The organism is Acidovorax sp. BL-A-41-H1 (assembly GCF_051942715.1).
Genome location: NZ_JBPVJQ010000006.1, coordinates 1346904 through 1372103, shown reverse-complemented (window position 1 = coordinate 1372103; position 25200 = coordinate 1346904). Strand labels below are relative to the sequence as shown.

Sequence of the window (25200 nt, the reverse complement as noted above, 5' to 3'; positions counted from 1 at the left end):
GTCAGATCCTCCGCTTCAATTCATTCACCACGAACTCGGCCGCTTCCAGGCTGAAATCCGCACCGTTTTCGTTCATCAGTTCCAGGCCCAGGTATTGGGCGCGCAGCCCGCGGCCGAAGTCGGCGCGCTGCACCGTCATGAACTCGTCTGCGCGCCGGGCCTGGTAGGTGTAGCTCTGCCCCTCGGGCGTGGTCACGCGCACCTGCATCTGCCCTGCGCTGGAAACCGTCAGGTAGGCATTGCTGATGCCTTTGAGGTTGCCGCTCCCAAAGTTGCGCTTGCCCAGGTTCACCAGCGCGCCGATCGGCTCGTCGTTGTCCGTATCTCCGTCGAGCTCAAACACACCGCCCTCGGCCGCGCCGTAGTAGCGCCCGGCGATGCGCGCGAAGCTGTTGAACGGGTATTGCTCGTAGGCCGTGCTGCCGCCCGTGGCCTGGTTCACGGACCACACCGCCAGGTTGGAGCCCGGGATGTGCACCACAGCGCCAGCACGCGACAGCGCACGCAGGGCCTCGTGCAGCACCTGCTGGGGCAGCATGCCCCCATCGACCGACAGACTGCCGGGCAGCTCGGCGCTGATGAAGTTCGCGCCGCTCAGGTCGCCCGATACCGAAGCCGCCCCGGGCAGGGTGGCGGAAATCACCAGCACGCCCGTCAGCTGCGCGTCCACGCCGTAGGTGCTCACCAGCGCCACGTCCAGCACGCGCTCTGCGCCCATGCCGCCGGTGACGCCGGCCTTTTCCAGCATCTGCAGCGCGTACACCCACGATGCCTTGAAGTCGCCGCGGGCGTCCATGACGTTGCGCACCAGCTCGTTGCGCCGCACGGTCGCAGAAAACGCGCCACTGGCTGCCGCCCGTGCATAGAACCCGCGGTGCGGATAGGTGGCCAGCGAATCCAGGAACTGGCCGCCAGACACAGAGCGCCCGAACAGGTTGGTCTGGGGGCTACCACCTTCGCCCGTGGCGAAGATGACGATTGCAAAGCCGCCCGTGGCGTACTTGTAGCTTGCGCCGCGCGCCAGCACGGGGCCGATCGTGAGGTGCCCGGAGCCGGTGCCCACGTAGTTTGCATACCCCTCGGCCTGCACGCGGAACCGGGCGCGGCCTTCTTGCTGCCACGCACTGCCGCGGGAGTAGATGCGCAGCCGCACACCGTTGTTGCGCGCAATGCCTGTTGCCCCGATGCGCAGCTGCACGCCACCATCGGCATAGGGATAGCTGGCGCCGCGGGCCGCCAGGCGCAGGGTCGCCCCGCCCTGCCCTTCCGTGATGTTCTGCAGCGTGGGATTGAGCACCGTGTCGCGGGCGTCATAGAGCACGGCCGCCAGGCGCACAGGCTCTGTGCCCAGGTAGGAAGGCTGCTCGGCCAGCAGGACGTTGTTTGCATACATCCGCACCATGCCGCCCGTGACGGTGATGCGCAGCGTCTGGCCGTCCTGCACATCCACAAACGGCACGAACACCTGCCCGGTACCGCCCGAAGGCTGCACGCCATCCGGGGGCGATGTGTGGGTGTAGGCAATGCCCCCCTCCACCCGGATGCCGTGGATGATGCTCTGCTGCTCCTGTCCGGGCGTGGGCTCAATGAACGTGAGCCCCACCAGGGCGCCGCCGCCCTGCCCGCCTGCCGTGAAGGCTCCCACCTCCCAGGTCGCCTCCAGCGGTGCGCGCAGGGATTGAATCGACCATGCCGTGGCATCCCAGGCGGGCGCCACGGGCTTGACCGCTGGCTGCTGCGACACGATGGGCGCCGAAGGCTGTACCACAGTCGTCGTCACAGACTCGTAGCCGATCAGCACCCGGCGGATGGCGTACCTTCTGACGATCTGGCCATTGACGACCCCGCGATCAGCGCTGCCGATGTACGCGCGTTCCTCCACGATGCGGTCGCCAGGCCCGGCCTCCGCTACGGGGATGCGGTATTCCCGGTACAGCGGAACCTGCGTGGTCACGCGGTACACGCGGTCTGGCACGGGGGCTGGTGCCAATGCCGGGTCAGGCTCCACCAGTGTCAGCAGTGCGAGTTTGGAAAGAGTGCTCATGTCCGGTCCTCAAATTCTGGGTAGCCCAGCCGCACAGCCTCTGGATAGTCCAGGCTGTCGGGGTCGCCGGTGTAGATCGGCAGGGGTATCCCGGTGACGGTGCCAGGCTTGGGCGTCCACAGCCCGCCGCGCTCCAGGGTCACACCGCGCTCGATGCTGCCGAAGGTCTGCGCGCCGCTGGTGATGGCCAGCTGCAAGGGGCCGGTCATTTCGCCGGTGACAAACGCCACATCGCCCCCAAGGCCTGCCGCATTGCTCGGGCTGGTCACGCACACGCCGATGTAGCCAGACAGCCACGAATCGGAAACCTGCGTGCCGTCCCCTGAAATGATCGGCTCCCCGATGGACTCCCAGCCGGCTTTGTTCTCGTAGAAAGTGCTGGCAAAAGGCAGGGCCGCGGCGGGTATCTGCTCTGCCGCCCAGGTCGCACCGTAGTCGCGCGTGACGTACACCAGCACCGGCATGGCCGATGGGTAGGGGCCGTACACAAACCCGGGGTTCGTGCGCGTCACCTGCTCGGCCAGGGCGAAGAAGGTGCCGGGGCCCAGCGTGCCCAGTGCGTTCGGGTTCGTGGCGCCGAAGCCGAACAGCGGGGAAACAATGGTGCTGGTTCCCGCTGTCGGGGCGCCCAGCGCGACAGGGAATGCGTTTCGCCCGCCGTCCAGCGGCCACGCCCGGCGGACAAAGTTGGTCCCGGAAGGGTCCGACACATGAAACGCCAGGGTCTGCCGCCGCACGCTCAGATACCACTGGGTAGGGTCGAACTCCATCAGGCCGCTTGTGGTCGGCGCGCCCGCCGCCATGGCGATGCGCCCGCCGCCAATCGGGCAGGCGTAGAAGTTGGACATCCAGGGGCAGTACCGCACCGCTACCGGGTACGTGGCACCGCCCGGGGTGCTCACATCCGCCAGCGCATCGTAGGTTCCAGCCACCGCCAGATAGGGCGCATCCTCCAGCTCCCATGTCTGGCCGAAATCGCGCGAGCGCAGCAGCTGGGGGGCGGCCGATGGCGGAAGAATCCCCACCCGCGGGGCGAACTGCGGTACACCTCCCGCTGATCCCACCTCAATGTCCTCGATGGGCAACAGCAGCGCCAGCAGGTGGCCACGCCCCACGGCGTAGCACTTTCCGTACCCGGCATCCACGGACGCGCTCAGTTGGCCCTGCATCGTTGCAGGCGTCCACCAGTCGGCCGGCTCGCCCGGCATGGGCACGGTCATCCAGTCCAGCGGCTTGCGCGTGCAGCCCGACAGGCACACATACTTGGCAATCGACGTGTCGAAGTAGTACGCGGCGAAGCCATACCCGTGCTCGGCATCGCGCCAGCCCGTGGCGCACAGCGAAATGCCCTGCACATAGCCCAGACTGGGCAATATCTGGCCGATGGTGACGCCCAGGTCCACCGCGCCGGAAAGCTCCACATCATCCAGATTGCGCAGCCGCAGATGCAGTGTGCCCGGGGATCGCTTTCGATATGACTCCAGCAGAAAACCGTCGCCCACATAGATCAACCCGAACGGGTCGATGTTGGAAGGCGATGGCCCGGACTGGTCCACCCGGTCCTCATCATCCAGCCCGAAGCGGTGCAGCAGCTCGTCGAAGGGGCGCGTCAGCGCCATGTCGTAGGAGTAGCGCGCCAGCAGCCACGGCGGCACCGTATCGGCAGGCGCGTCGCGCGTCACCAGCAAGTCGCCATTGCGCTTGTGGATGACGTTCGCGCCGTGGCGCGTGCGACTGAATGGCGGCGTGTCCTCGGTGTCAAACAGGTTTGCACGTACCAGACTGCCGCCAGCGCCGCCGGGGCGGTCGGGCATTTTCATGGATCAGGACGCCAGGACCGTGACCACGTAGTTGTCGATGGCCTGCGGGGCACCCGACACCAGCGCCGTGCTGGCCAGGTTCAGGTCGGCGCCGATGACGCCCACAGTGCCCTGCATCCGCACCGCGCTGGTGGATGCGGCGCCCGTGTCGGCAGCCTTCACCAGCCGGTACCAGGTGGCCGTGCCGCTGGCGGCATTCGTGCCCTGCCAGGTTTCCGCCGCCGGCTTGGTCAGCACGCCCGGGGTGGCGGTGCTGAATGTGATGCCCGAAGCGCCATTTTTGATCGTGGTTAGCAGCGTCGCGCTGCCGATGCTGTCATTGGCGCTTTCAGGCTCGATGCCGGTGTAGATGCGGATCTCGCTGTCATCGAGGGTTTCCTTGATGCCGCCCGTGGTCAGCAGGGCATTGAGCAGCCCCGTAGAAATTTTGTTCATGGTGTGGGTGCTCCTTACGCCGATTCAAATTCCAGGCTGGCGGTGATGCGCAGCACGTCATCCACCAGCACGGCCTTGGGGCTGCCAAAGCGCGCGGCAGAAATCAGGATGCCGGTGACAGCACCCTTGGCCTGGGCCGATGCCATGAACGCACCGTAGATGGTTTTGTTGGCGGTCATGGTGAACTCGGCCCGGTTGGCGGTGTTGTCCACCACGCCCGCCGTCACCACACCCTCGTTGAACTCCACCCGCGTGCTGGGCGCGTAGGTGGTGCATTCCGTGGCAGCTGCCGGGAAACCGGCAGCCGTGATGGCGGGCACGGGGGTATAGTTGCCTTCAAACAGGCCGATGTACCAGGTCGGCACCTGTGCGGCGCCCTTGGTCACAACGCCTGCGATGTGGTTCAGGCCCTCGGTGGGAACCAGGTTGTGGTGCGTGTCGCGCGACAGCACCTTGCCGTTGCGGATGTGCTCGACCGTGTAGAGGGTGCCGGGCTGGATGGTTGCTTTGGTGGTCATATGGCCACTCCTTTCCTGATGATTTCTGCTTGGAAGTAGCCGCCGGATGCGGCCCGTGATTGCATGGGGTCGCGCACCGCCGTGACGATGTGCGTCTGCCCCTCCTGCTCGCGCAGCAGGGTTGCCCCGGCCTGGCCACCGGCAAGCGCCAGCTGGTCCTCCTGCACGTTCCTGGCTTCGCCCGCGCCGTTGGCAATCACCAGGCCGCGGTCGGAGATCCAGAAACAGGTGTTTGCCCGCACCACATCGCGCCCGCCCGAATGGGGCACGGCGCCATAGGGCAGCACCTCGACGGGCGCTGCCTGGGTGATCTCGCCGGCAAACCAGTACGTTGCATCCGCCACCACATAGAGGCCCTTGTCGCAGGGCTCCATCACGGTGATGGGCGCAGAGAAAGGGATGAAGTTCTTGCTGGGGCGGAACAGCCCGGGCATGAATGGCTCGCTGTAGATCAGCAGGTTGCCCACGGCCACGAAAAGGCGCCCGTTGGAGAACCGCACGATGGAGCCGGCTGGCATGGGCTGCAGCAGCAGGGTCTGGCAGCGCGCACCCAGCGCGGCAGGCGCCACGATGCGCGCCACGCCGGATTCGATGGGCACATCCACACGCGCCAGCACCTCGCCATCGGCGGGGGTCATGTAGATCCGCACCTGGCAGCCGGACGCTGGCGGCGCAATCGGGCTCACTTGGATGCCGCCACCGGCGGGAAGGTCCAGCACCTGGGGCATGGTCGCTGCCGACTCGCCTGCGGGCCCCACCTGCGTGATGGCCACCTGATACCGGCCCTTGGGCAGCGCGCCCGCGATGGCCGACACGGCAGGCACCAGGCCGGGCTCGGGTGTGAAGTCCAGGCGCGCACCATCGCGCACCATGCCCAGCACCTCGCCGTTGGTGTAGTAGTAGGTGCCGCCCGCCTCGCAGAACGATGCTTCACACCCGGGCGTCAGGTCATCGCGCACCAGCGCATCCTGCAAACCATCGCCCATGGGGGCCAGCTGGTGCAGTTCGGTGCCGTCCACATAGAAACCGCGCTTGTCGTCACCCCACAGGGAATGCGGGGCGGTAGCGGACAGGGCGGGTGCGTAGCCCTTGCGCCGGCGCAGCTTGCCACCGGCATCCACGTCCACATTGATAGCCTGGCGCAGCAGGTCGGTCTTGCTGCGCTCTACCCGCACCTCCAGTTCATGATCCTGGCGGCGGTTGTTTACACCCTGCGGGAAGGGGCCGATACGGGGGTTGCTCATGTCGGCAGCTCCTGCGTGCCCACATAGCGGGTCCAGAATTCAGAAAACGGCGGGGCAGCACCCTCGGAATACCAGCTCAGGTTTCCGTAGGTTGACCCGCCCATGCCGATGGCCACGGCCAGCACCAGCGTGTTTTCGGCGGGGACGCCATCGAGCACAAAAGCCAGCTCGTACACGCCCGGGCTCACCTCCGGCGGCCAGCCTTCGTAGAAAGACACCGTGCCCTGCCCGCCCGCGGCCACCAGGTTGAAGGTCTGCACCGCTCCGGCGCTGGCGGGGGTGTAGGTGACAGTGACATTGGCGCTGGCAGGTGCGGTGCCGAATGTCAGGTCTGGGCCGAAGCTCAACGCCTCGCCATACACGCCGGTCGCGGTCGCCTCGTTGGTTTCCAGGAACGGGAAGGTTCCGGGCACGCCGCCCTCGTAGTACGGGGTTCCCCACCCCATGCGGGTCGTGGTGCTCATGGCGTCTCCCTCGCGCGCATGGCCTGCTCAATCCACCGGCGCGTCATCAGCTGCGCCGTCACAAGACGGGGGTTGCGGCTGAACCCGTGGGCGCCGCGCTGCCACACATACCCCACGCGGGGCACATAGGCTGCACCGTCCTCGGCCATGGCCCAGTACAGCATGTGCTCGGTCCAGAAGTTGCCGCGCGGCAGGTCGCGGGCAACGGTCTTGGCCTTGCCGGTGTTCATCAGCACCAGATGGTGCAGGCCCAGCGGTGCCGTGCGGTGGCGGTCGCGGTCGTACTCGTACCAGCTGCGGCGCACGTCCGCGCGGCCGGGTTCCCGGCAGATTTCATCGGTGTAGGCCAGCGCCGCGCCCCGGTGCAGCATGGCGCGCTCGCACTCGGCAAGCACCTCCAGGTAGTCGTCTGGCAAAAGGTCGTCGTCGTCCAGAAAGAAGCAGTACGGCGTCTGCACGGCGTCGATGGCCGCCAGGCGCTCCCGGTGCAGGTCAGCGGGACCGTTCAGCACACCCACGCGCGCAAGCACCACCACCCCGGGCAATTCCAGGGTGACGGGCTGCGCCGACAGGACGATGGCGGTGAAACGCTCCATGGCCGGTAGTGTTCCGGCGCATGGGGATTCCACCGAACCCAAGTGGGGGCCTACCCCTGCTGGTCCTTCGCCGCCTGGCGCATCTGCTCGCGCAGGGCCTTGGGTGCAGTGTCGGCAATCCGCTCGGTGCGGTCCTTGCCCATTTCACGCACCCGCTTCCACACGTCAGGCATGTTCACGTTGATGCGCTGGTCCGGGTTGTTCCGGTTCCAGGCGTCCAGCCGATCGCGCACATCCTGCAGCGCTGCCTCGTCTTTGCTGAACAGGGCAGCGGCCCATTGCGCCTTGATTTCGCTGCTGGTCTGCACGTAGAAGCTCTTGCTGCGCTGCATGAACGAGTTGGCCTGCTGCACATCGGCCACACTGCGCGGCTGGAACCCGATGAACTTGGATGCAGCCTCGGGCAGCGTCGTGTCGATGACCTTGTAGCCCTTCGTGTCCTTGTAGATACCGCTGGTGGCCATGTCGATGCCCTTGGCCGCGTTGCGCACGGCCGAAGGCGACACCTCCAGCGCCGCGCCGCCCACGTCGCCGGTCAGCAGCTTGCGCGCACCGGTGAACCCGCGGGACACCAGGTCGCCGGCCGGGCCCACCACTTCCAGCAGGTCGCGGTCGCGGTTTTGCTTGGTCAGCAGCAGGCCGGTGCCGGGGATCAGATTGCCCATGCCCAGGCGGCCCGACACGTCGATGGGTGCACCGGGCAGCCCCGACACGCCACTTTCCACGAACCCGGCCAGCTCCTTGCCCAGCACGCCGCGCATGGCTTCCTTGCGCCACTGCTTGGCGCTCACGTTGTAGCCCATCAGCTGGCCGATCCCGTCGATCAAGTCCTCCAGATCCTCGGCAAACGGCAGGCCGCCCGCGCCACCCATCAGCATCAGCATGGCCATGGACCACGCCACCGCACGGCGGCCGGCTGCGCGCTCGGGGCTGCCGGGTGTGCCCGCATTCCAGGTGCGCTGCAGCAGCTCCAGGTAGGACACGCTGTAGGTCTTGAACGTCATCAGCGTGCCGCCCACGGCGCCGCGCGCCCACCGGGCCTTGTTCGCCTTGGAGTACAGGAACTGAGTTTCCAGCACGGCCTTGCGGGCGAACTCGGCCGGGTTCTGGTTGCCCTGCGCCTTGGCAATGCGGAACGCGGCAATGAACGTGCTGCGGCGATTGAACTGCTCGGCCAGGGCGAATGGCTGGCCCCATGCCACCTTCACGCGCTCCCAGGTGTTGGACGCGGCCGCACGGGCATCGCCCACACGGGTGCCGTCACCGGTGCGCAGGCCACCAGCGCCGCGGGCCTGCGCCATCAGCTGGTGGATTTCCTGCGGCGCCACCGTGCCATCTTCCACGGCCTGGTGCAGCGCGCGGGCCAGGTCCGGCTCGCCCTTGAAGTCCTTGTTGCCCACGTCCTTCACGGCGCGCGCCATCTGCGCGCTGGCCTTGCGCATCCCGCCGAACTGGCTCAGGTAGGGCATGGTCACGGCAAAAGGCTGCGTCATGTTGACGAAGGCCGAAGCCACCGAACCGCCCAGGTACTGCGCAAACAGCATGCCCCGGATGGCCTGGCCTTCTTCCTGCGGATCGCGGATGTAGCCCTGCAGGCCCAGCGCCACGTCCTTGAGCTCACCCTGCTCCTTGGGGATGTTGTTGATGGCGGTTTCCATCGTGCCCGCATTGAGCCCGCCGGCCGCCTGGCGCGCGTTGGAATACACGAAGCTGGCCAGCACGCGGCCCACGTCCTCGGAGTACCCGGCAATGCCCTTGCGGTGAATCAGGCGCTTCAAGGCGCTGTGATTGTTCTTGGCCAGCTTGAGGTATTCCTGGAAAGCCTTGTCCCGGGCGTCGTCGCCCTCGGCGTCCAGGCCCAGCATGTTGCCGAACAGCTCCAGCGATTCGGGCGTGATGCCAGCGAACAGCTTGTAGGCCTCCTGGCTCATGGTGCCCTGCGTCACCGCCGCGTCCTTGTACTGGTCGCGCATCTTGAGCGCCATCACATTGGCCTCGCGGGCAGTCTCGAACATGCCGAAATACTGGCGCTCGCCGGCGGCGTCCACCACGTCCACGGTGTAGCGGCCAAAGCGCGACAGCGGGGCGTAACCCTCGGCCATCAGCTCCCGGGCCTTGTCGTGGCGCGTGCGCAGCTGGTGCATCTGGCCCGCCAGGCGGTCGCGCTGGTCGGGGTCGGCCTTGGCCTCCTGCTCCAGCGTCTCCACCAGCAGGTTCAGGGCGTCGGTCATCGAGGGGGTTTCCATCACCGCATCGCGCATGGGGGCGTACTCGGCACCCAGCACGCGCAGCATGTCGGCCCGCGCGGTCACGTCGATGGAGCGGTCAATGGCCGCCCGCGCCTCTTGGTACAGGCTGATTTGCTGAGGGGTGGCGTTGAACAGGGATTTCAGCTCCTGCTCGGACCACACCACGCCCGGCTTGAGGATGGTGCTCTGGAACCGGGTGTTGATGGCCGATTCGTACTGGTCCAGCGGCAGGCCGCGCCACATCTTGAGCACGCCCGCATCCAGCCGGCCGGCGCGCAGCATCATCTGCGCCTTGTCGTCGGCGGGCATGTTGGCGTACTTTTGCTCCAGGTCATCCACCAGCACCGGCTTGCCGTTGCCGTCGCGGCCCCACAGCAGCGTGCCCTCGAACAGCGGCCGGGCAATCGCCTTGTTGTCCTCGGCGCTGATCGGCTTCTTCTTGAGGTCGGCCAGGGTTTCCACGCGGGGCAGCAGGCGCGGTGCAGCGTCCGCCACCTCGTTGGCCAGGGTGGACACGTCATCAATGAAGCGCTGCGCCGCGTCGAACACCGGCTTGAAGGCCGGGGCGCGCTCGCCCAGGTGGCGCATGGTGCCCACGGTTTTGTCCCACATCGACACCTTGCCCGGGTGGGTCAGCGTCTTGTGAATCTGGTCCATGGCGCTGGCCTTGAGGCTGCTCATGCTGGCGCGGCTGAAATTGATTCGGCCGTCCTCGGGGTCAAAGTTGCCGTTGTTGCCGATGGCAGATTTGGCCTGCTCAGGCTTGAATGCAACGATGGTCTGGCCCTGCCCAGCGCTTGCATCTTCCGCGTACTCTGCAGCAGTCCAGCGCACCCCGTCAAAACCGCGCTTTTTCAGCTCCGCAATCACGCGCGGTTCGTACAGCCCGATTTCCGGGTCGCCATCCACGCCGGTCGCATCCGCTGCGCTGTAGTAGTCGCGCAGTGAAGCAGGGTTTTTGATCGACAGGTGCACGGGGTACACGGTTGGGTTGCCGCGCCCCTGCACCCAGTTCGCGTAGCCAGACGCTTCGGCTGCGTCGCTGGTGAACCAGATGGCGCCAGCGGTTTTCTGCCCAGCAAAGCCCTGGCTTGCCCCGAATGCCTCAATTCCTTCCGGTGCATTTTGGGTGCCGTGGTACACGGTCAGCGGCTTGCCTTCTGCGTCCAGGATCTTGGAGCCAGCAAACCAGCGAGAAAATGCAGAAGCATCCTTCTCGCTGGCGCGGTCAAAGTTGATGCGGTTATCTGCAGGGTTGAAATCCCCGTTGTTCGACACCGCGCTTTTTACTTGGGACGGCTCAAAAGCAACTGCCAGCAACTCTCCCGCATCATCCACCAACACGCCATCGTGCCCCAGCCGGATAAGCTCTGCACGAATGTCATCCGCGTTGTCCTCGCCCACTTGCTCGATTACCTCATCCACTACGGACTGAGTGGCAGGGTTTTTCAGCGACAGATACACCTCCATCACCGGGCCGCCTGCGGCGTAATCCCTGGCAAGGCTGAATTCATCCGTGAAGTAAAAGCCGGAACCATACATGCCGGATGACGCAAATTTGAGGTCGAAAGCGTCGAAAGTCTGTGTGGTTCCGTGAAACATCACTATCGGCTTGCCATTGGCATCCACAACTTTGGAGCCAGCAAACCAGCTGTTGAATGCAGTCAGTTCCGTTGCTGACTTGGCTCCCGAAATGTTTTGATTCCGGGCCGTGGCTTTGATGGTTTCAAAAATAGTCTTGCCCGGCTGGGGCGTTACCGAAAATAGCGGAACATTCCCCGGGGCAAGGCGCGCGCCTGCGCCTGGCTGGTACTTCAAAGCGCCCGTGACAAACACGTAGGCCCGCTTTTCTGTCAGCCCCTTGGCAAACGTGCGCGATCCGTTCGTATCCATGGCGCCCAAGTTGTCAACCATGCCGCGATCCAGTCCGCCAGACATAATTCTGGCCTCTGCTGCTTCTGCATTGGCGCCAAAGTCTTGATGCACGCTCAAATAGTGCTTGATCGCATCAAAATCGTCCTTTGACCAAGTGCGCGGATCGGCTTCTGCGATGCTTACAAGTCTGGAAATTTCGCCAGTTGTACCAGTTGCAGGCAACCCAAGTTGCTTTGCGCGGGCTTGTATGGACTTGCGATTCATGCCTGAAAGTAGCGCTGTGTTTTGTGCAGATTCTCCGACATCACGGCTGAACGCCATCATGGCCCGCTGCAGCGACTGCTCGCGCGTCTCCTTGCTGCGGGTCACGTAGCCCCGGGCCGGCAGGATGTAGCTGCGGATGATTTCGGCGTCCGTCAGCGCCAGGTCTTTGAGCCCGGGCACGTTCGCGCGCAGCCAGGTGCGAACGGCAGCCACCGCGCGCTGCACAAAACCGATAGTCGGCTGGCTCTGCGCCATTTCGGCCAGCACTTCCTCTGCCGCTGAAAGCCGGTCGCGCTCGCTCATGGCCGCCCAGGTGGCCACATCATTCATGCCCTTGCTCACCATGCCGTACTCGCGCGCCTTGTCCAGCACGTCCTTGCGGCGCATCGTGCCCATCTGCTGCAGGATGGGTTTCAGGCCATCCCCGAACACACCGCGCAGCCCGTAGTGGCCCAGCGCCTCGTGAAACAGCACCTCGGCAATCTGCTCGGGGCCCTTGAGCACGTCCGACAGCAGGTACACCTTGCCCTGGTAGATGAAACCGCGGGCCTCGCCGTCGCTGCCCTGGCTCTTGAGCTGTTCGTCGTAGTCGCGCACGCGCTGCGGGATCTTGCCGTCCTGCATGTTGCGGGCCACGATGATCTCGGGCGCGCGGGTCCACTTGGCGGTCAGGCCGTCCACCAGCATCTGCGTGGCCACCAGGCCCTCGTCGCTCTGGCGGCGCTGCGTGTCGCGTTGGTCAGCGGTGGCGTCTGCGTTCTCGGCAGACAGTGCGGCCACCGCCTGCTCGGGAGACAGTCCAGCTTGGCTCGCCCGGGCAAACTCCGAAGAATTGGCGCGACGGTAGCCAGCAAGCTGCTTCTCCGTTAAAATCTTTGCTGTTCCCCGCGATGCTTGCTCGACCCTGGATAATTGCAGTCCAGACGGAGTGAGGATTTCGGGGAATTTCTTTTTGTCGATGTAGCGCGTGAGGCCATCAGCCGCCCAGCGCGTCCAAGGCGTACGGCCAGCGGCATCAAACGCATTCACCAACAGGTGAACCTGCATTCCTCCGACTGCCGTGTTCGGCTCCAGAATCATTCGCACTGGCGCCCCGTTCACCATCTCGGGGGCGATGAGCACCAAGCGCCCGGGCACAGTGTCGCTATCGAAGGCCGCCGCAGGATTGTCCAACCATTCCGGGATCTTCTTCCATACCTCCGCCGTCATGCGCTGGTGGTTGTCCTGCCCCTGGCGCACCTTACCCTCGGCCAGAACCACAGGCTGATCGGGGTAGCCCAGCAGCCCAAGAACATCCGACCGGTCCAATACTTTTACACCCACGCGCGATGCGGGATCGCCGGCGAAAAGCGCGTCAATACGCGTCTCGTAGGCGCTCTTGGTGCTGGGCGAGCGGCTGAACATCGCCACGCCCTTGTCCGTTTCCTTGGTCTTGATCGTGCCCGCGAGCTTGTCGAATGCTGCATTGATCCGCGCACGCTCTTCGCCCGTTGGGTATGGGTTGCCCTTGTAGGCGCCACCCGCAAACCGATCCTCTTCCACTCCGTGCACCAGATAGTCCGACTTGGCGCCCATGGCGGTCACGCGGTCGAACACCCAGCTTTCAAATGCTCGAGCGAACATTTCCGTGGGGCGCACCCAGTAGCCATCCGTGGACTTGCCGGACAGCTTTTGCGCCTGGCTCGCGTACTCGCTGCGCCCGCGGCCGGCGTACATGGTGCCCTCGGGGTCGCCGCGCATCTCATTCAGGGCCTGCCGCTTGTTCTGCACCATGTTCTGGTACATGGCTTTGAGGTCGGCAACCTGCTCGTTGCGCGCCAGCGCCTCGGTCCGCTCCAGGTCAAGCTCATGGCTGCGCACCATTTCCGCCTTGGTGACTTGCTTGCTGAACAGGGCGCGCATCACCCCGTCAAACGCTGCAGCCATCTCGGGCCGCAGGTTGTCCAGGCGCATCTTTTCGACGTTCTTCCACTCATTGCCCACGCGCTCCATGCGCTTGCGCGGCACGCCCAGGTATTGGTCCTCGGAATACCAGCCCGACGCGCCGCGGGCCTGCGTGGTGTACGCATCCGGCTTGTCCAGTTCGCCAAAGTAGTGATCCATGGCGTGTGCCCATTCGTGGGCCATCGAGCCACCGCCCCGGATCTTGGTCATGTTGATGACCAGCTTGCCCGGCTCGTAGTGCGCAGCGAAACGTCCGCCGCCGCGTGCACCGAAGGCCATGCCCAGCGTGCCATTCAGGCTCATCGCCTTGGGGGGAACGCCCATGATCTCGGCCAGGTCCATCAGGCCGTCATAGGCCATGTTCAAGATGCGCTGGCGCTCGTCCTGCGCGGACCAGTTGCCAAACTCGATGCCGCGGAAACCCAGGTCTTTTACAAAGTCGTCGGCTGACACATCGCGGTCGATGCGCCGCGGCAGGTTCTCGCGCTTGAGCTCGTCCAGGTTCGGGCGCACGGGCTCGGGTTTGCCGTCCTTCTTGCCCTTCATGTCCCGTTCGTACACAGTGGCCGCTGCAGCCTCGGCATCGGCCTTGCTGGCCGCGAAGGCAACCGCCTTGTTGTCCTTGGTGACTACCCGGTAGAAACCGTCCAGGATCTGCTCGCGCGTCAGTGGCGTCCCGACTTCCGCCGAACGAGCCATGTAGATCTCGACTCCGCGCTTGGTCGTTCCAGGCCCGCCCTCTTCGCGGCCCACCACCAGACGAGCTTTCCAGGGTGCAGCCTTTGCAGGGAAGCCATCGGCCACCAGCTTCTTCGCCCGCTGCAATTCGTTGAACCCGAACACAAACGGATCGCTGCGGCCTTTGTAAACGGAGAACAGCAATTCGCGGCCAGCTGCCTTCGCCACGGGGTCCATGGTGTTCAGCCCGGCACGCTTTCGGATCTCCTGAAAAGCGTTCTTCACAGCCTCGGGGCCCTTGGCCTCGATCAGCACGTCGCGCACGATGCGCATCATCTGCACATACTGGCGGCGCCCCTCAGGCGTGTTCTTCTTGGGTTTGGCCGCCAGCTGGTCGTAGATGATCTTGACCATCGCCGCGGTCACAGGCTCGGATGCCTCTGACATCGCTTCGTAGTCTGGCTTCCAGACATTCGCCTTGGTGGCCAGCTCCGCACCCTCGGATTCCGTCATGGCATCCAGGTCGTCCAGATTCAGGCCACGCTCTTTCCAGCGGTCCTTGCGGGCGCCGCCGATCTTCTCGCCTGCGTCCTGGATGGGAGCTGATGTGGACGCTGGTGCTGGCTGCGCACTCGGTGAGTTCTTCACAGCCTCCAGTGCCTGCTCCACTGGCACATCCAACACAATGGCCTTGACCTGCTCACCTTCCTCGGCCGCGGCCAGTGCCTGGTGGTGGCCGTCGATGATGTGCCCATCGTTGGACACGATCACGGCGCGGTCGCCAGTGGACTGCTTGGCTGCCTCTACCTTGGCAGGCGAGTATTCCGCCTGTGTGGGTTTCAGATCGGCCGCCTCCACCATCGTTGTTTCGTGCTCGATGCCCTGCGCGTTGAGGTGCTTGACCAGCCCGCCATGCGACTGCGCCGGAATCTGCGGCATCTCCGCGCGGGGGATTCCAAGCGTGCCAGTGTCTGCGGCGAACGGCTGCATGTCCTCCGGCTGCCTTGCTTCCTCTTTCCGCCGGATCACAAACCCTCGCCCGCCGGCTTGCACAGCATCAGCCCGCACCACCTCATGCGTGGCGCCCATGGCCCTGCGATTCAGTTCCCGCTCTGCAGCCGACTGGATCGCAAAAGGCTTTCCGCTCTTGGTCGTGATGACGTTGAACAGCGGGTTTGCCGCATCCTCCGTCGCCACTGCGGCGCGCTTCTCTCCTGCAGGGTCCAGGTTGTCGCGGTGAATGGCTGGCACCGCTTTGGCCTTACCAGCCTTGGTGTACTGGCGCAGCTTCGCCTTGTCGCTGTTCAGCTCTGCAGTGCGGACGGTGACGGAACCGCCGTCAACGGTTTTGACCGTAGTGAATTCCGGCGCTGCAGGCGCCGCTTCCGGCGCGCTTGGCGCTGGCGCTGCTTGCGCTCCAGTGTCCTGAGCCTGGGCGCCATTGCTCAGTGCCCGAACTTCTGGTGTGCCAGCAGGGGCTTGCTGGGTGCTGCCTTCGATTGCGGGGCTTGCGGCTGGCGCTGCTCCTGCTTGCGCTGGTTGCGGGCTTGCTTCGATGGCTTGAGGGGCTTGAGGCTCACTGGTGGCTCCTGGGGGTTTGGAAATCGTGCCGGCGCGGCGCTGCACTTCCTTTTGCAGCTTGGGCGTGCGCTTGTGGTCCGGGCCGTAGTGGGCAATCGCCACCTGCAGCTCGTCGTCCGTCATGTCGGGGATCAGCTTGGCGGTGATGGCCTTGATGTTGGGCGCAGCTACCCCAGCGGCTTCCACGGCGGGGGCGGCAGCGGGTCCGGGTGCAGGGGTGGCAGCGGGTGCTGGCGCTTCGGTAGCCTGGGCATTGGTGGCCTCCTGCTGCTTCTTCGCGCGGATCTGTGCCAGCGCATCCTTGAGGCCAAAGCCTGGACCGGGGCGCGCGGTCTGGCCCGCCGTGCCCATGGTGGCGCCCGGTGTGCCCGTGAAGTTGCCGGGCTGGGGCAGGCCTGCAGCTACTTGGCTGGCTTGGCCGGCTTCATTTCCTGCAGCACCTTGGCTCGGGCTTGCGGGCTCATTCGCTTGAGTGCCAGCATTGACTGCAGCACCGCCTTGCGAGACTGTGGATTGGCGGGAAGTGGCAATGGCATCTTGAATGTCCTCATCGGTGGCGCCCAGTGAGCGCAAAAATTCCTCGTCGCTTACATTGCTGGCAGCGTCGAAGTCGGGGATGTCGTCGTCGTTCTCGTAGTACCGGGCCACCACGGGGTCGGCGTCGTAGCTCTCCCAGTGCTGGTCGTAGGCGGCCTGGTCGCGGGCGTCCGCTTCCTCCAAGCTGATCGGCGCTGGCTCGGCTTGCTCCACCATGGGCGGCTGCATGGCATCGGTCAGGCCGGTGTCCATGGCAGTCAGCGCGGCGGCAGACAGTGCGCCTCCCTGCGCGGCGGCGGTGGCCACCTGCTCGCGCACGGGGTCGATGGCCTTGGCCTCCACATCGGTCACATCACCCACATAGCCCGGGGCTTGGTAGGCTGGTGTGCGTGCGGTGCCATCGGCACCCACGGCAATCACGCCCTGGTCTGGTCCGGGCAGCGCCAGTGTGGGGCCAGCCTGCGGCTGTTGGCCAGCTGGCGCAGTGGCGGCGGGCGCAGCGGTCGCGCCAGGCTCTACCCGGGGCTGCGTGAAGCTCTTGTACCCGGCGGCAGCGCCACCCATGGCACCACCCGACAGCGCGCCCATGACGGCGGCAGCGTCCACACCCTCGGACCACTCCTTGCCCAATGCAAGGTTCTGGATCCCCTGCTCGGACACGGATTGCGGGAGTTCTTCCAGCAAGCCCTCGGAAATCGCGCCCTCGATGACGCTGCGCGGGATGCTCTTGGCCGCGGCTTGTGGGGCTGCAGCTGCGGCACCCTTGGCGCCCTGCGCAATCATGGTGTCCGCGTCGCCAATGCCCAGGCGGTTGGCCGCCTTGCCACCCAGCGCACCAAAGGCGGCCGTGGTCAAGCCGGTGGCAACGCCTGCGGCCGATTGCATCGGGGTCAGCAGGCCATCGGGGGTTTCCTGGCGGATCTGCTCGGCGGCAGAGCCTGCGCCCATGATTCCCTCACCAGCAGCACCAGCCAGCGCGGCACCCTTGGCGCCCATCTGCCCCAGGCGCGTAGCACCCAGCAGCCCGCGTGCAGCCACACCGCCGGCACCCATGGCGGGCAGCGATTCGGCCACTGCGCCCACGATGTTCGACGGGTTCTGGATGGCAGCTTGGAACTTGCCGCCGATGCCCTCGGCCTGTTCAAACTTCTGCTGCGCCTGCTTGGTCGCGTCGGAGTGCCAGTCGTTGACGATCTCCTTGGCCTGCTTGGGACGGAACCCAAAGGCGCCACCCTCGTTCTCCAGTGCCTTGCCTACTGCGCCGCCCGTGGGAATGTCTGCCAGGCCGACAATGGCCTCGGGCACGCCAATGGCGCCCTTGACGGCCCACGCTGCGGCGTCCTTTGCGTAGTCGCCCACGGATCGGGAAGCCTGTGGCACCAGCTGCGCAGATCCGGGATCGAACTCATCCTTGGGGGAGGGTGAGACAGGTCGCGCAGTCGTTGGGTCGAAAGTGTCTTTTGCCATCCCCCCATGGTTCCCACGAACGGGGCGGGGGCCAAACCCCAGTGGGGGGGCAAATGCAAAAGCCCGCCGAAGCGGGCCTTTCAGGTCAGATGGGGGTCAGGCCACCTTGCGCTCGGGCTCGTCAAGTTGCGAGCCGTGCGACTTTCTAGAACTGCGAGGTCGAACCTCCACATCGGCAGCGAGCGCCTTGTCTGCTGCAACCTTGCTTGCGTACTCGCGCATCATCCGCTTGGACTCGCTTTCAGCATAACGAACCAGCGCCTCACGCATCAACGGCTGGTACCCGATGCCTTCGATCTGCGCGATCACCTTGAAATCCTCGATCACCGATTTGGGCAGTCGGATCGAGATGAGCTGCAGGCCCAGCGCGTCATTGACAGCGCGCTCCATCTCGGCAGAGGCTGGCTTTGCGCTCTCAAGGTTTTCTCCAAGCTCGCCGCTTTCCCATGCAGTGTCGGTTCCCGGCTTCTTGGCTTTTGCCATCTTCATTCTCCAGTGGTTAACTCAATTGTGTATATATACGTTGTGACTTGGCGTTGGCGTTGTAGGCCGTCTTCAGGTAGACGTTTCCGTCTTTGGCTACAAAGACCACTTTGAGAGGTCGGCCCCTATTGGTCTCGGCCACAAACCAAAGCGTGGCAGGGTCAGTTCGGTGGTCCTCTTCATCATCCTCAAGGTAAGGCCCCATCCGATTGAAAAAACACTCCTCAACTTCGCCGACCTTCACGCCGTGTTTGTTGAGGAGCTTTTCTCTGATTGCAGGGGATACGATCAAGTTCAGCATCATTGAATTGTATATACACACAGCCGCACTTTTACGGCGGTTCGTGTAATACACAACACCACTGTGGGTGCATTCAACAGTTGCGCACCCGCGGCCACGCAGGCGGCTAAGTCAGGGGTGACTTACGGCTTGGGCCGGGCTTTCTCCGAGGACTCGATTTCTCGGATGTACGCGCGGAGCGTGGCGACCTTCACGTCGATGGCTTTCATTTTCGCCACAAGCGCGTTTGCATGGACCAACGGCGCATCCCAGTCAGGGGCGTCGGTCCGTTTCAACTCTTGCGCCTGAAGTTTGAGTTGCATGGCCTTGTACTCCAGGTCGAGTGCCTGCGATTCGAGTGTCATCACTTGGGTGCGCAGGGCTTCCAGGTTCGCGCGGGCCATGAGGTTGGCCGTACGGCGCATCTCTATCTCTGGATCACGTACATCAGCGGGCACACCCCCGTTGCCATGGGCCTGAACACGGAAGACGGCCAAGCCCTGATTCCCATCTCCAAACGAAGACTCAAGGCGCGCGATCAGTTCCGAGTTGTACGAACGACCGGACGCAGCTGCGGCCTCATGAATTCGCTCGTGCAAATCCTTCGGTATGCGCACGCCTTGTTTTTGGTAATCGGTCTGAGGCTTGTTTGTTGCCATGCGTGCATCATAGCCGCATTGCTTGGTCGGGTATTGCGTGTACGGTGCACGCACTATATGATGCGTGCACCGTACACGCATTGTGGACGGAAAGCATAGGAGTACGACATGACCGTAAGCAGAGGATCACCAATTGCCCAGGTGCGATTGCCGGAGGAGTTGAAAGCCTGGCTCCAGCATGAAGCAATCGACAACCGTCGCAGCCTGAACAGCGAGATCGTTGTGCGTCTGGAGCAATCCCGCTCCGCACAGCAGGCAAATCAACCCCAAGGAGCACAAGCATGAGCGGCATCGTAACGATCAATGACACCGAGTTGCAGGTGATTGAGCATCGAGGGCAGCGCGTGGCGACACTCGCACAGGTTGACGCTGTGCACGGTCGTCCCGATGGCACAGCACGTCGCACCTTCAATGACCACAAGCATCGACTTGTAGAAGGCGAAGATTACTTCGTACGCAACGCATACGAAGCCCGCGAAATGGGTTTCACCGCGCCAAACGGGCTCATCCTTGTTACAGAACAGGGGTACACCATGCTAGTCAAGCCATTCACAGACGATCTTGCATGGCAAGTCCAGCGGCAAGTAGTGACGGGTTATTACCGAGGAAAGGAAGCTGCACTTGTACGGCAGGCAGAGGCAGCAAAAGCACCCCGAGTTTCCGAGCGCTACCGCGAGGCGGCAGCCATCGCACAGGCCAGCATCAAACTCTGCAAGCTGATGGGCGTGGAAACGAATATGGCGCGGGTCATCACCGCCGACTTGGTCAACAAGGAATCCGGTGTCGATTGCACCCCAATGTTGAGCGGGAACATAGCAGTTCAGGAAGTGCCCGTAACCCCGTCAAAGCTGGGCGCATCCCTGAACCCTGCGCTTGGTGGAAAAAAGGTCAACGCCCTGTTGGTCGAGGCCGGACTGCAGGTCCGCAATGAAGATGGCAGCTACGTACTAACTGAGGCCGGCAAGGAATTCGGCGTCATGGAGCCCTTCAAGAGCCAGCACAGTCAACACGTAGGCCACCGCCCCATGTGGTATCTGCGGGCCTCGGAGCCGATTCGCTTGCAGATGGCGAAGCAATCAAACGTAGTTTCATTGCAGAGCGCGGCGTGAATCCAACCCAATCGGTCAAAACCCGCAGGATTGGATTGGTCGGCAACGCTCCGAGCCGAGCGAAACTGACCCCCACAAAGGCGAAAGCCCTGTGCAGTTCGTACCTGCCAGGGCTTTCAAGTGAAACCACTCAACCAGAGAAATTTCAACATGAAGGCTAGCACACCAAAAGCGCAGGCACAAGCCCTGCCGATTTTCAGCCAGGCCGTGGCACTCGCGCTGGCGAAGGCGCAAGCGGACCTTGAGTGCATGATCAAGATTCGCTGTGCCGACGAACACTGGGACGACTGCGACAACGATATCGACTTTGCCGTCGAGCTGACCGCGTCTCACATTGCGCGCATGAAGACCATGGACTTTGCGGACAGCAGCGCCTTCGAGGCGGAATGGTTCAAGGCCGCAGGCGCCCTCAACCTCGGTCGCAAAACCTTCTCGCGCTCCAGCTGCGCATTTGGGATGATGCTGGCCCACATGTGCGCGCTCTTTGAGCAGATGGCGGCGATGGTGGAGTTCGTGGAGCGACAGAACGGGTAGGCAGCGCTGGCACCGGATCAGCGCTGGGTGACTGCCGGGGCGTCACGCCCCAAAAACCCCTCGGGCTACGATGGAGTTCTCACACAACCATCACCCGAGGGGATTCCATGACAGACAAAGACAAGATTGCGCACGTCAGCGGCGAGCTGATGGCGATGCAGGCCTTTACCGCCGCCATCTTGCGAACACTGACGCCAAACCAAAGAGCGCAGTTTTCAACCGCGTTCCAAGCGCAGGCCGAGTTTGCTCGGGTGCATTTAATGTCGGAATCCGTGCCGGAGGCTGTGCTGCAGGGCTTTGAAAGTCGCTGCCATAGTATTGGGCAAGAATGTTATTGATCAGTACCTCATAGGCTCGGGCTTCTGCCGGCGTCACTTTGTTCGGTTCCATATCTGCTCCTTTTGCTGTTTGGTACATTGCGCCCATGCGCATCACCCCTGCCCTGCTGCTCTTGGCTGCCGCCCCGGCCTTCGCTGCGAACTACGCCACCTGCATCCTGGACAAGATGCCAGGCACCCAGAATGCGACGGCATATCAGGCCGGCGTGCAGCTGTGCGCCCAGCAGCATCCCGATCGCTTCTTCACCATTGTCAAAGGCGGCGGGCGCGGCTTGCTTGCTCCCAAGTCACCAGATGCTTGCACAGTCGTACACGCGAAATCGACTGTTTGGCAGCCAGCAGCGCAGGCGATCCGGCGGGCCTGCGACTGCCTGTACGGCGTGCCTTCGGGCCCATCCGATATGTGCGAGCGCTACCCGCTCCCGCAGGAATTGCGCAACCAGCATCCAAACATCTCCACATTGGACGGACACATCCGGTTGGAGCATCACTACCGAAGGATCTACGCAGCACACCCAGACGCGGACGAGGTGTTTTTCAGCCGCGACTTCGTTCAGTGGGTCACGCAAGACAAAGCACGGGAGTCTCACCTTGTGGCCGGACAAACGAAAGACGTGATCCGCCTGCTGACGGAATTCAAAGCCCGCAACGGCAGCTTTGATCCGTCAACGGCCGTGCCGGTGCGCTAGCTTCTACACCTTGTCCCAGCTGGCGCCATTCCATTTGCGCTTGTTCCCCGCAGCGTCCTGATACACCTCTCCGGCTTTGAATTGCTGCGTTTTTGTGCCCTGCCCCACATCCACCCGCTCCGCTTGCCCCGTGGCCTTGTTGTAGCGGATCACACTGCCCTCGGTCGTGCTGCCATCGGCGTTCTTGGTGCTTGGCGTGACCTGCACAGCCCACTCGGCCGGGTCGGTCTTGCCCTGCAGCCCGCGGATCTGTCGCGCGATCTCTGCCTGCTTGCCCGGGTCTTTCTCGTTCGTGTAGGCGGTCTGCAGGTTCTCCAGCTGCGCGGCTGCCCGGGTCTGGAACCCCTGCGCCTCGCGCTTCATGCCTAGCTCTTGCCCGGCAAGGTTCACGCGGGCAGCGTCGCGGCTATTCGCGCCGGCTTCCTGCATCCCAGCGCGCGTGGTGGCTCCGGCCTGCTGCACACCTTCGCGCTGCAGTCCTGCGTTTTCGCGCATCGCCGTGATGTCGGCGCCGGGTTGGGCCTGCTGCATCACCTGATCGGTGGCCAGCGCAGCCTTGTACGCAGCCTGGGCAGGTGAATCGCCGGGGCCTGTGGTATCGAATGCGCCGCCGTTGGCCGTGATGGAGCTTGCCGCCGTGGCTGCATTCTCCAGGGCCTTGCGTGCTGCCCAGTCGTTGGTGCTGTTGCGCACTGTGGGCGCCGTCACGCCGGGAAACCCTGCCGCGGCTGGTGCTGCGCCTGCGCTGCGCTGGGCCAGGTTGTCGGCTGCGGCCATGTTCTGTGCGCTCGGCTTGCCAGTGAACCCGGCAGGCATGCCAATGCCGCCCGCGTTGTCGCTGTACTGGCCGGGGGCGTTGCGGAACACGCCCGGGGCGATCTCTGTACCGCCAGACGGTGCAGCGGTAGGCGCCGTGCCGGACTGCGCAGTCTGTGCGCCAGTGGCCAGCCGCATGTCGGTGGGGTTGGTCGAGGTGGGTGCAGCGGGCGTGCTGGCAGTCGCTGGCATCGGCGCGGATGGTGCTGGCGCTGCGGTTGGCTGTGCCGCAGTCGCATCGCTGCCACCCATCAGGCCACGACCGAAGCCGGCCGCCAGATTGACGGCAGGGGTTGCCACCTTGTCCGCCAGCTCGATGCCATACATGCCCAGGCCCTGCACGGCGGTGCGCGCTGCGGTGCCCGCGGCCTGGGCGTAGTTCCCGGCGCCGACCTGCTCGCGCATCTCGTTGGTACGGTCCTGCATGTAAAGCCCCGAAGGGCTGGCCGGGCTTGGCGCAGGGGCTGGCGCCGCAGCCATTGGCTTGGAGATTGGATTGGCGGTTGGCTGATTGGCTACCGGCGCGGGTGGTCGGCTGGCTGCTGCAGCCTGCGCGCCTTGTACGTACATGGCGGTCTGGTTGCGCATGCGCTCCAGTTCCTCGGGAGACTTCACCCGGCCGCCTTCGGCAAAGAACTGCTGCGGCTCGCCCTTGGGCTTGAACCCGCGCGCCATGGGCTGCTCGCCTTCGGGCGCTTCGCCCTGACCTGTCGGGGTGTGGGTCGCGCCCTTGATGGCCTCCAGCACGGCCGCACCGATAGCCTGCACGCGCTCGGGCGGCAGCTGGTACTCGCCGTCGCTCACGCGCACGGGCACTTTCTCGCCCTCGCCCGCCTCGTCGTCCAGGCCTAGCGCCTGGGTGGAGTCGGCCGGCATGATGAACGTGCCGGGCTCCATTTCGTCGGGGATGGAATCACTGGTGCCAGTGCCGGGCCCGCGGATCAGCCCGCCATCGGCCGCGGCCTGTGGCTGCTGCTTGTAACCCATGGCCTCCATCTGCGGAATCATGGCCTTGAGCCCGGCTGCGCCACGGTCGCCGGCGGGCGCCTCGGCCTTGGCGGGGCCGAAGCCCATGGCCTGCATCTTGGCGGGCATTTCGCGCAGCTGGTTGAGCCCACGGGAGCCAAACGGCGCGGCACCTGCATCGGCGCTTTTCATCTTAGCCACCAGGCCACCATCGGCCAGGCCCTGCTCTTTCATCCGGCGCTCGGTGGCTGCCATGCCGGTGTACTGGGTGATGGCAGCCGCAGGGGCGGGAGCGGCGGGCGCCTTGGCGGCAGCCTTCTCGCGCGCAGCATTGGCCTTGTACTCGGCCAGGCGCGCGGCCTCGGCCGGGTCATCGGGCTTCATGCCAATCATGCGCTTGGCGGTGGCCACAAACCCGCCATCGGCCAGGCGTTGGGCGGCGCGGGGTTTGAATCCGTACATGGCGCGGTCTTTCTTGAATCGGTTTACAGGATGTAGGCCACATTGGCCTGCGTCTCGTCGTGTCGGGTCGAGCGCCGCAGGTCGGCATCGGGGCGCCGTCCGAAATAGGCATCGAAGTCGTCCCGGCCCTGCTGGCTGCGCCCTGCGTCGAACGTGTCAGCGTCCGGGCGGCCGAATGCGCGGTGCATCACCCACTTGCACAGGTGGATGTGGTGCGCCTCGTGGATCTCGGGCTTGTCGCCATCGTTGACCAGCGGCTTGAGCGGCAGGCGGTACGCCTCCAGGCGCAGCAATCCATCCTGCACAGGCACGGGCGCCAGGCGCAGCCGGGTATCGGTCTGGATGGCCCACACCGGATCGGCGGGGGGCATGCTGCGCCACTCCGGGCGGTCGCGGTCCAGCTTCTCGCGCGTGGTCAGGTAGGGCTCGGTGGCCCGGCCTGCCGCGGGGATGAAATCCAGCCGGGCAATCTCGTACAGCTTGGGGTGCAGCGGGTAGCTGTCCACGCCGGCCGACACGGCAATCTCCGTGACGGCAGGGCTGTAGTCGTCCAGCAGCAGGCGGGCGCGCACGGCGGCCTCGTCCTGCGCTTCGGTGAACCACGCAGCCAGCCATTCGTCGCTCCAAAGGAACGGGGCAATGCGGTCATCCGCATCATTGCGAAAGCGCTCGATCAGCTGCTGCAGGGTCATTTCAGCGTGCTCCGAACTGTTCGACCAGCGTGGATACTTCGGCGCGCAGCTTGTTCACGCCCAGGCGCTTGTCCAGCTCCACCTCGTACTTGCGGGCGTATTCTTCCAGCGCGCTCTTGTCCATGGCCTGCACGGTCAGCAGCATCTGCTCCAGGGCCAGGCGCTCCTGCTCCTTCACGCGGTCTGCTTCTTGCTGCACCACCATGGCGGCTTCCTGCTCGGAATCGGTGGGGGTGTTGTCGGTCGGGTCAGTGTCGGCAGGCTTGTCGGCCTTCTTGGCCTCGGATGCCCGCTTGAACTCCACAAAGCGCAGCAGCTTCTCTGCGGCGACAGCGGGCACCAGCTTGGTGTCGCCAGGCGCCCAGGTGTTGCCGGAGTGGGATTCACGGTAGGCCTTGCGGCCTTCGTAGGTGATGCGTGTCAGGTCCATGGTGGACGCTCCAGTGTGTGGATGGA

At 64.6% G+C, this 25200-nt stretch carries 19 protein-coding genes; 5 read left to right on the top strand and 14 right to left on the bottom strand.

The genetic code is table 11. The features are described from left to right. Position 1: 1 nt before the first annotated feature. From ACTPOI_RS19575 to ACTPOI_RS19525, 11 genes are all read right to left on the bottom strand, one after another. Positions 2 to 2044, bottom strand: a complete 2043-nt coding sequence (locus ACTPOI_RS19575; protein WP_440111801.1) for a hypothetical protein — start codon at positions 2042 to 2044, stop codon at positions 2 to 4. Then, entirely contained in the window at positions 2041 to 3864 is a 1824-nt protein-coding gene (locus ACTPOI_RS19570; RefSeq protein ID WP_440111799.1) for a hypothetical protein, read from the bottom strand. The genes ACTPOI_RS19575 and ACTPOI_RS19570 overlap by 4 nt, the downstream gene beginning before the upstream one ends. Before the next feature lie 3 nt (positions 3865 to 3867). Beyond that, positions 3868 to 4299, bottom strand: a complete 432-nt coding sequence (locus tag ACTPOI_RS19565) for a hypothetical protein (protein WP_440111797.1) — start codon at positions 4297 to 4299, stop codon at positions 3868 to 3870. 14 nt (positions 4300 to 4313) lie between these two features. Further along, the gene (locus tag ACTPOI_RS19560; RefSeq protein ID WP_440111795.1) at positions 4314 to 4817 is read right to left on the bottom strand and encodes a hypothetical protein; all 504 of its coding nucleotides are present in this window, start codon (positions 4815 to 4817) and stop codon (positions 4314 to 4316) included. Further along, on the bottom strand, positions 4814 to 6061 hold the full coding sequence (locus tag ACTPOI_RS19555) for a hypothetical protein (protein ID WP_440111793.1): 1248 nt from the start codon (positions 6059 to 6061) through the stop codon (positions 4814 to 4816). The genes ACTPOI_RS19560 and ACTPOI_RS19555 overlap by 4 nt, the downstream gene beginning before the upstream one ends. Continuing rightward, positions 6058 to 6525: a hypothetical protein gene (locus ACTPOI_RS19550; protein ID WP_440111791.1), complete on the bottom strand. Its 468-nt coding sequence runs from the start codon at positions 6523 to 6525 to the stop codon at positions 6058 to 6060. The genes ACTPOI_RS19555 and ACTPOI_RS19550 overlap by 4 nt, the downstream gene beginning before the upstream one ends. Beyond that, positions 6522 to 7121, bottom strand: coding sequence for a hypothetical protein (locus tag ACTPOI_RS19545; RefSeq protein WP_440111789.1), 600 nt, complete (start codon positions 7119 to 7121; stop codon positions 6522 to 6524). The genes ACTPOI_RS19550 and ACTPOI_RS19545 overlap by 4 nt, the downstream gene beginning before the upstream one ends. A 50-nt stretch (positions 7122 to 7171) precedes the next feature. Continuing rightward, positions 7172 to 17608 (bottom strand): PLxRFG domain-containing protein, encoded by a 10437-nt coding sequence (locus tag ACTPOI_RS19540; protein WP_440111786.1) that lies wholly within the window; start codon positions 17606 to 17608, stop codon positions 7172 to 7174. A gap of 204 nt (positions 17609 to 17812) precedes the next feature. Beyond that, on the bottom strand, positions 17813 to 18199 hold the full coding sequence (locus ACTPOI_RS19535; RefSeq protein ID WP_440111784.1) for a hypothetical protein: 387 nt from the start codon (positions 18197 to 18199) through the stop codon (positions 17813 to 17815). A gap of 16 nt (positions 18200 to 18215) precedes the next feature. Further along, the gene (locus ACTPOI_RS19530; RefSeq protein WP_440111782.1) at positions 18216 to 18500 is read right to left on the bottom strand and encodes an ADP-ribosyl-(dinitrogen reductase) hydrolase; all 285 of its coding nucleotides are present in this window, start codon (positions 18498 to 18500) and stop codon (positions 18216 to 18218) included. Between the two features lie 122 nt (positions 18501 to 18622). Next, positions 18623 to 19138, bottom strand: coding sequence for an Arc family DNA-binding protein (locus ACTPOI_RS19525; protein WP_440111781.1), 516 nt, complete (start codon positions 19136 to 19138; stop codon positions 18623 to 18625). Positions 19139 to 19246: 108 nt separating this feature from the next. On the opposite strand from ACTPOI_RS19525, the gene ACTPOI_RS19520 reads away from it, so the two are divergent. The 5 genes from ACTPOI_RS19520 to ACTPOI_RS19500 all read left to right on the top strand — a co-directional run bounded on the left by ACTPOI_RS19520 (position 19247) and on the right by ACTPOI_RS19500 (position 21808). Then, positions 19247 to 19423 (top strand): Arc family DNA-binding protein, encoded by a 177-nt coding sequence (locus tag ACTPOI_RS19520; RefSeq protein WP_440111779.1) that lies wholly within the window; start codon positions 19247 to 19249, stop codon positions 19421 to 19423. Beyond that, the gene (locus ACTPOI_RS19515) at positions 19420 to 20247 is read left to right on the top strand and encodes an ORF6N domain-containing protein (RefSeq protein ID WP_440111777.1); all 828 of its coding nucleotides are present in this window, start codon (positions 19420 to 19422) and stop codon (positions 20245 to 20247) included. The genes ACTPOI_RS19520 and ACTPOI_RS19515 overlap by 4 nt, the downstream gene beginning before the upstream one ends. Positions 20248 to 20367: 120 nt before the next feature. Then, positions 20368 to 20781: a hypothetical protein gene (locus ACTPOI_RS19510; RefSeq protein ID WP_440111775.1), complete on the top strand. Its 414-nt coding sequence runs from the start codon at positions 20368 to 20370 to the stop codon at positions 20779 to 20781. A gap of 107 nt (positions 20782 to 20888) precedes the next feature. Continuing rightward, positions 20889 to 21119 (top strand): hypothetical protein, encoded by a 231-nt coding sequence (locus tag ACTPOI_RS19505; RefSeq protein WP_440111773.1) that lies wholly within the window; start codon positions 20889 to 20891, stop codon positions 21117 to 21119. A gap of 86 nt (positions 21120 to 21205) precedes the next feature. Beyond that, the gene (locus tag ACTPOI_RS19500) at positions 21206 to 21808 is read left to right on the top strand and encodes a hypothetical protein (RefSeq protein WP_440111771.1); all 603 of its coding nucleotides are present in this window, start codon (positions 21206 to 21208) and stop codon (positions 21806 to 21808) included. A gap of 3 nt (positions 21809 to 21811) precedes the next feature. On the opposite strand, the gene ACTPOI_RS19495 is transcribed toward ACTPOI_RS19500, so the two are convergent. From ACTPOI_RS19495 to ACTPOI_RS19485, 3 genes are read right to left on the bottom strand one after another with little or no spacing between them, the layout of a single operon-like run. Further along, positions 21812 to 24052: a hypothetical protein gene (locus tag ACTPOI_RS19495; RefSeq protein ID WP_440111769.1), complete on the bottom strand. Its 2241-nt coding sequence runs from the start codon at positions 24050 to 24052 to the stop codon at positions 21812 to 21814. A 23-nt stretch (positions 24053 to 24075) separates the two neighbouring features. After that, a complete protein-coding gene (locus tag ACTPOI_RS19490; RefSeq protein ID WP_440111767.1) occupies positions 24076 to 24744 on the bottom strand; it encodes a phage adaptor protein in 669 nt (222 codons plus the stop codon). Position 24745: 1 nt separating this feature from the next. Further along, a complete protein-coding gene (locus tag ACTPOI_RS19485) occupies positions 24746 to 25174 on the bottom strand; it encodes a hypothetical protein (protein WP_440111765.1) in 429 nt (142 codons plus the stop codon). Positions 25175 to 25200 lie beyond the last annotated feature (26 nt).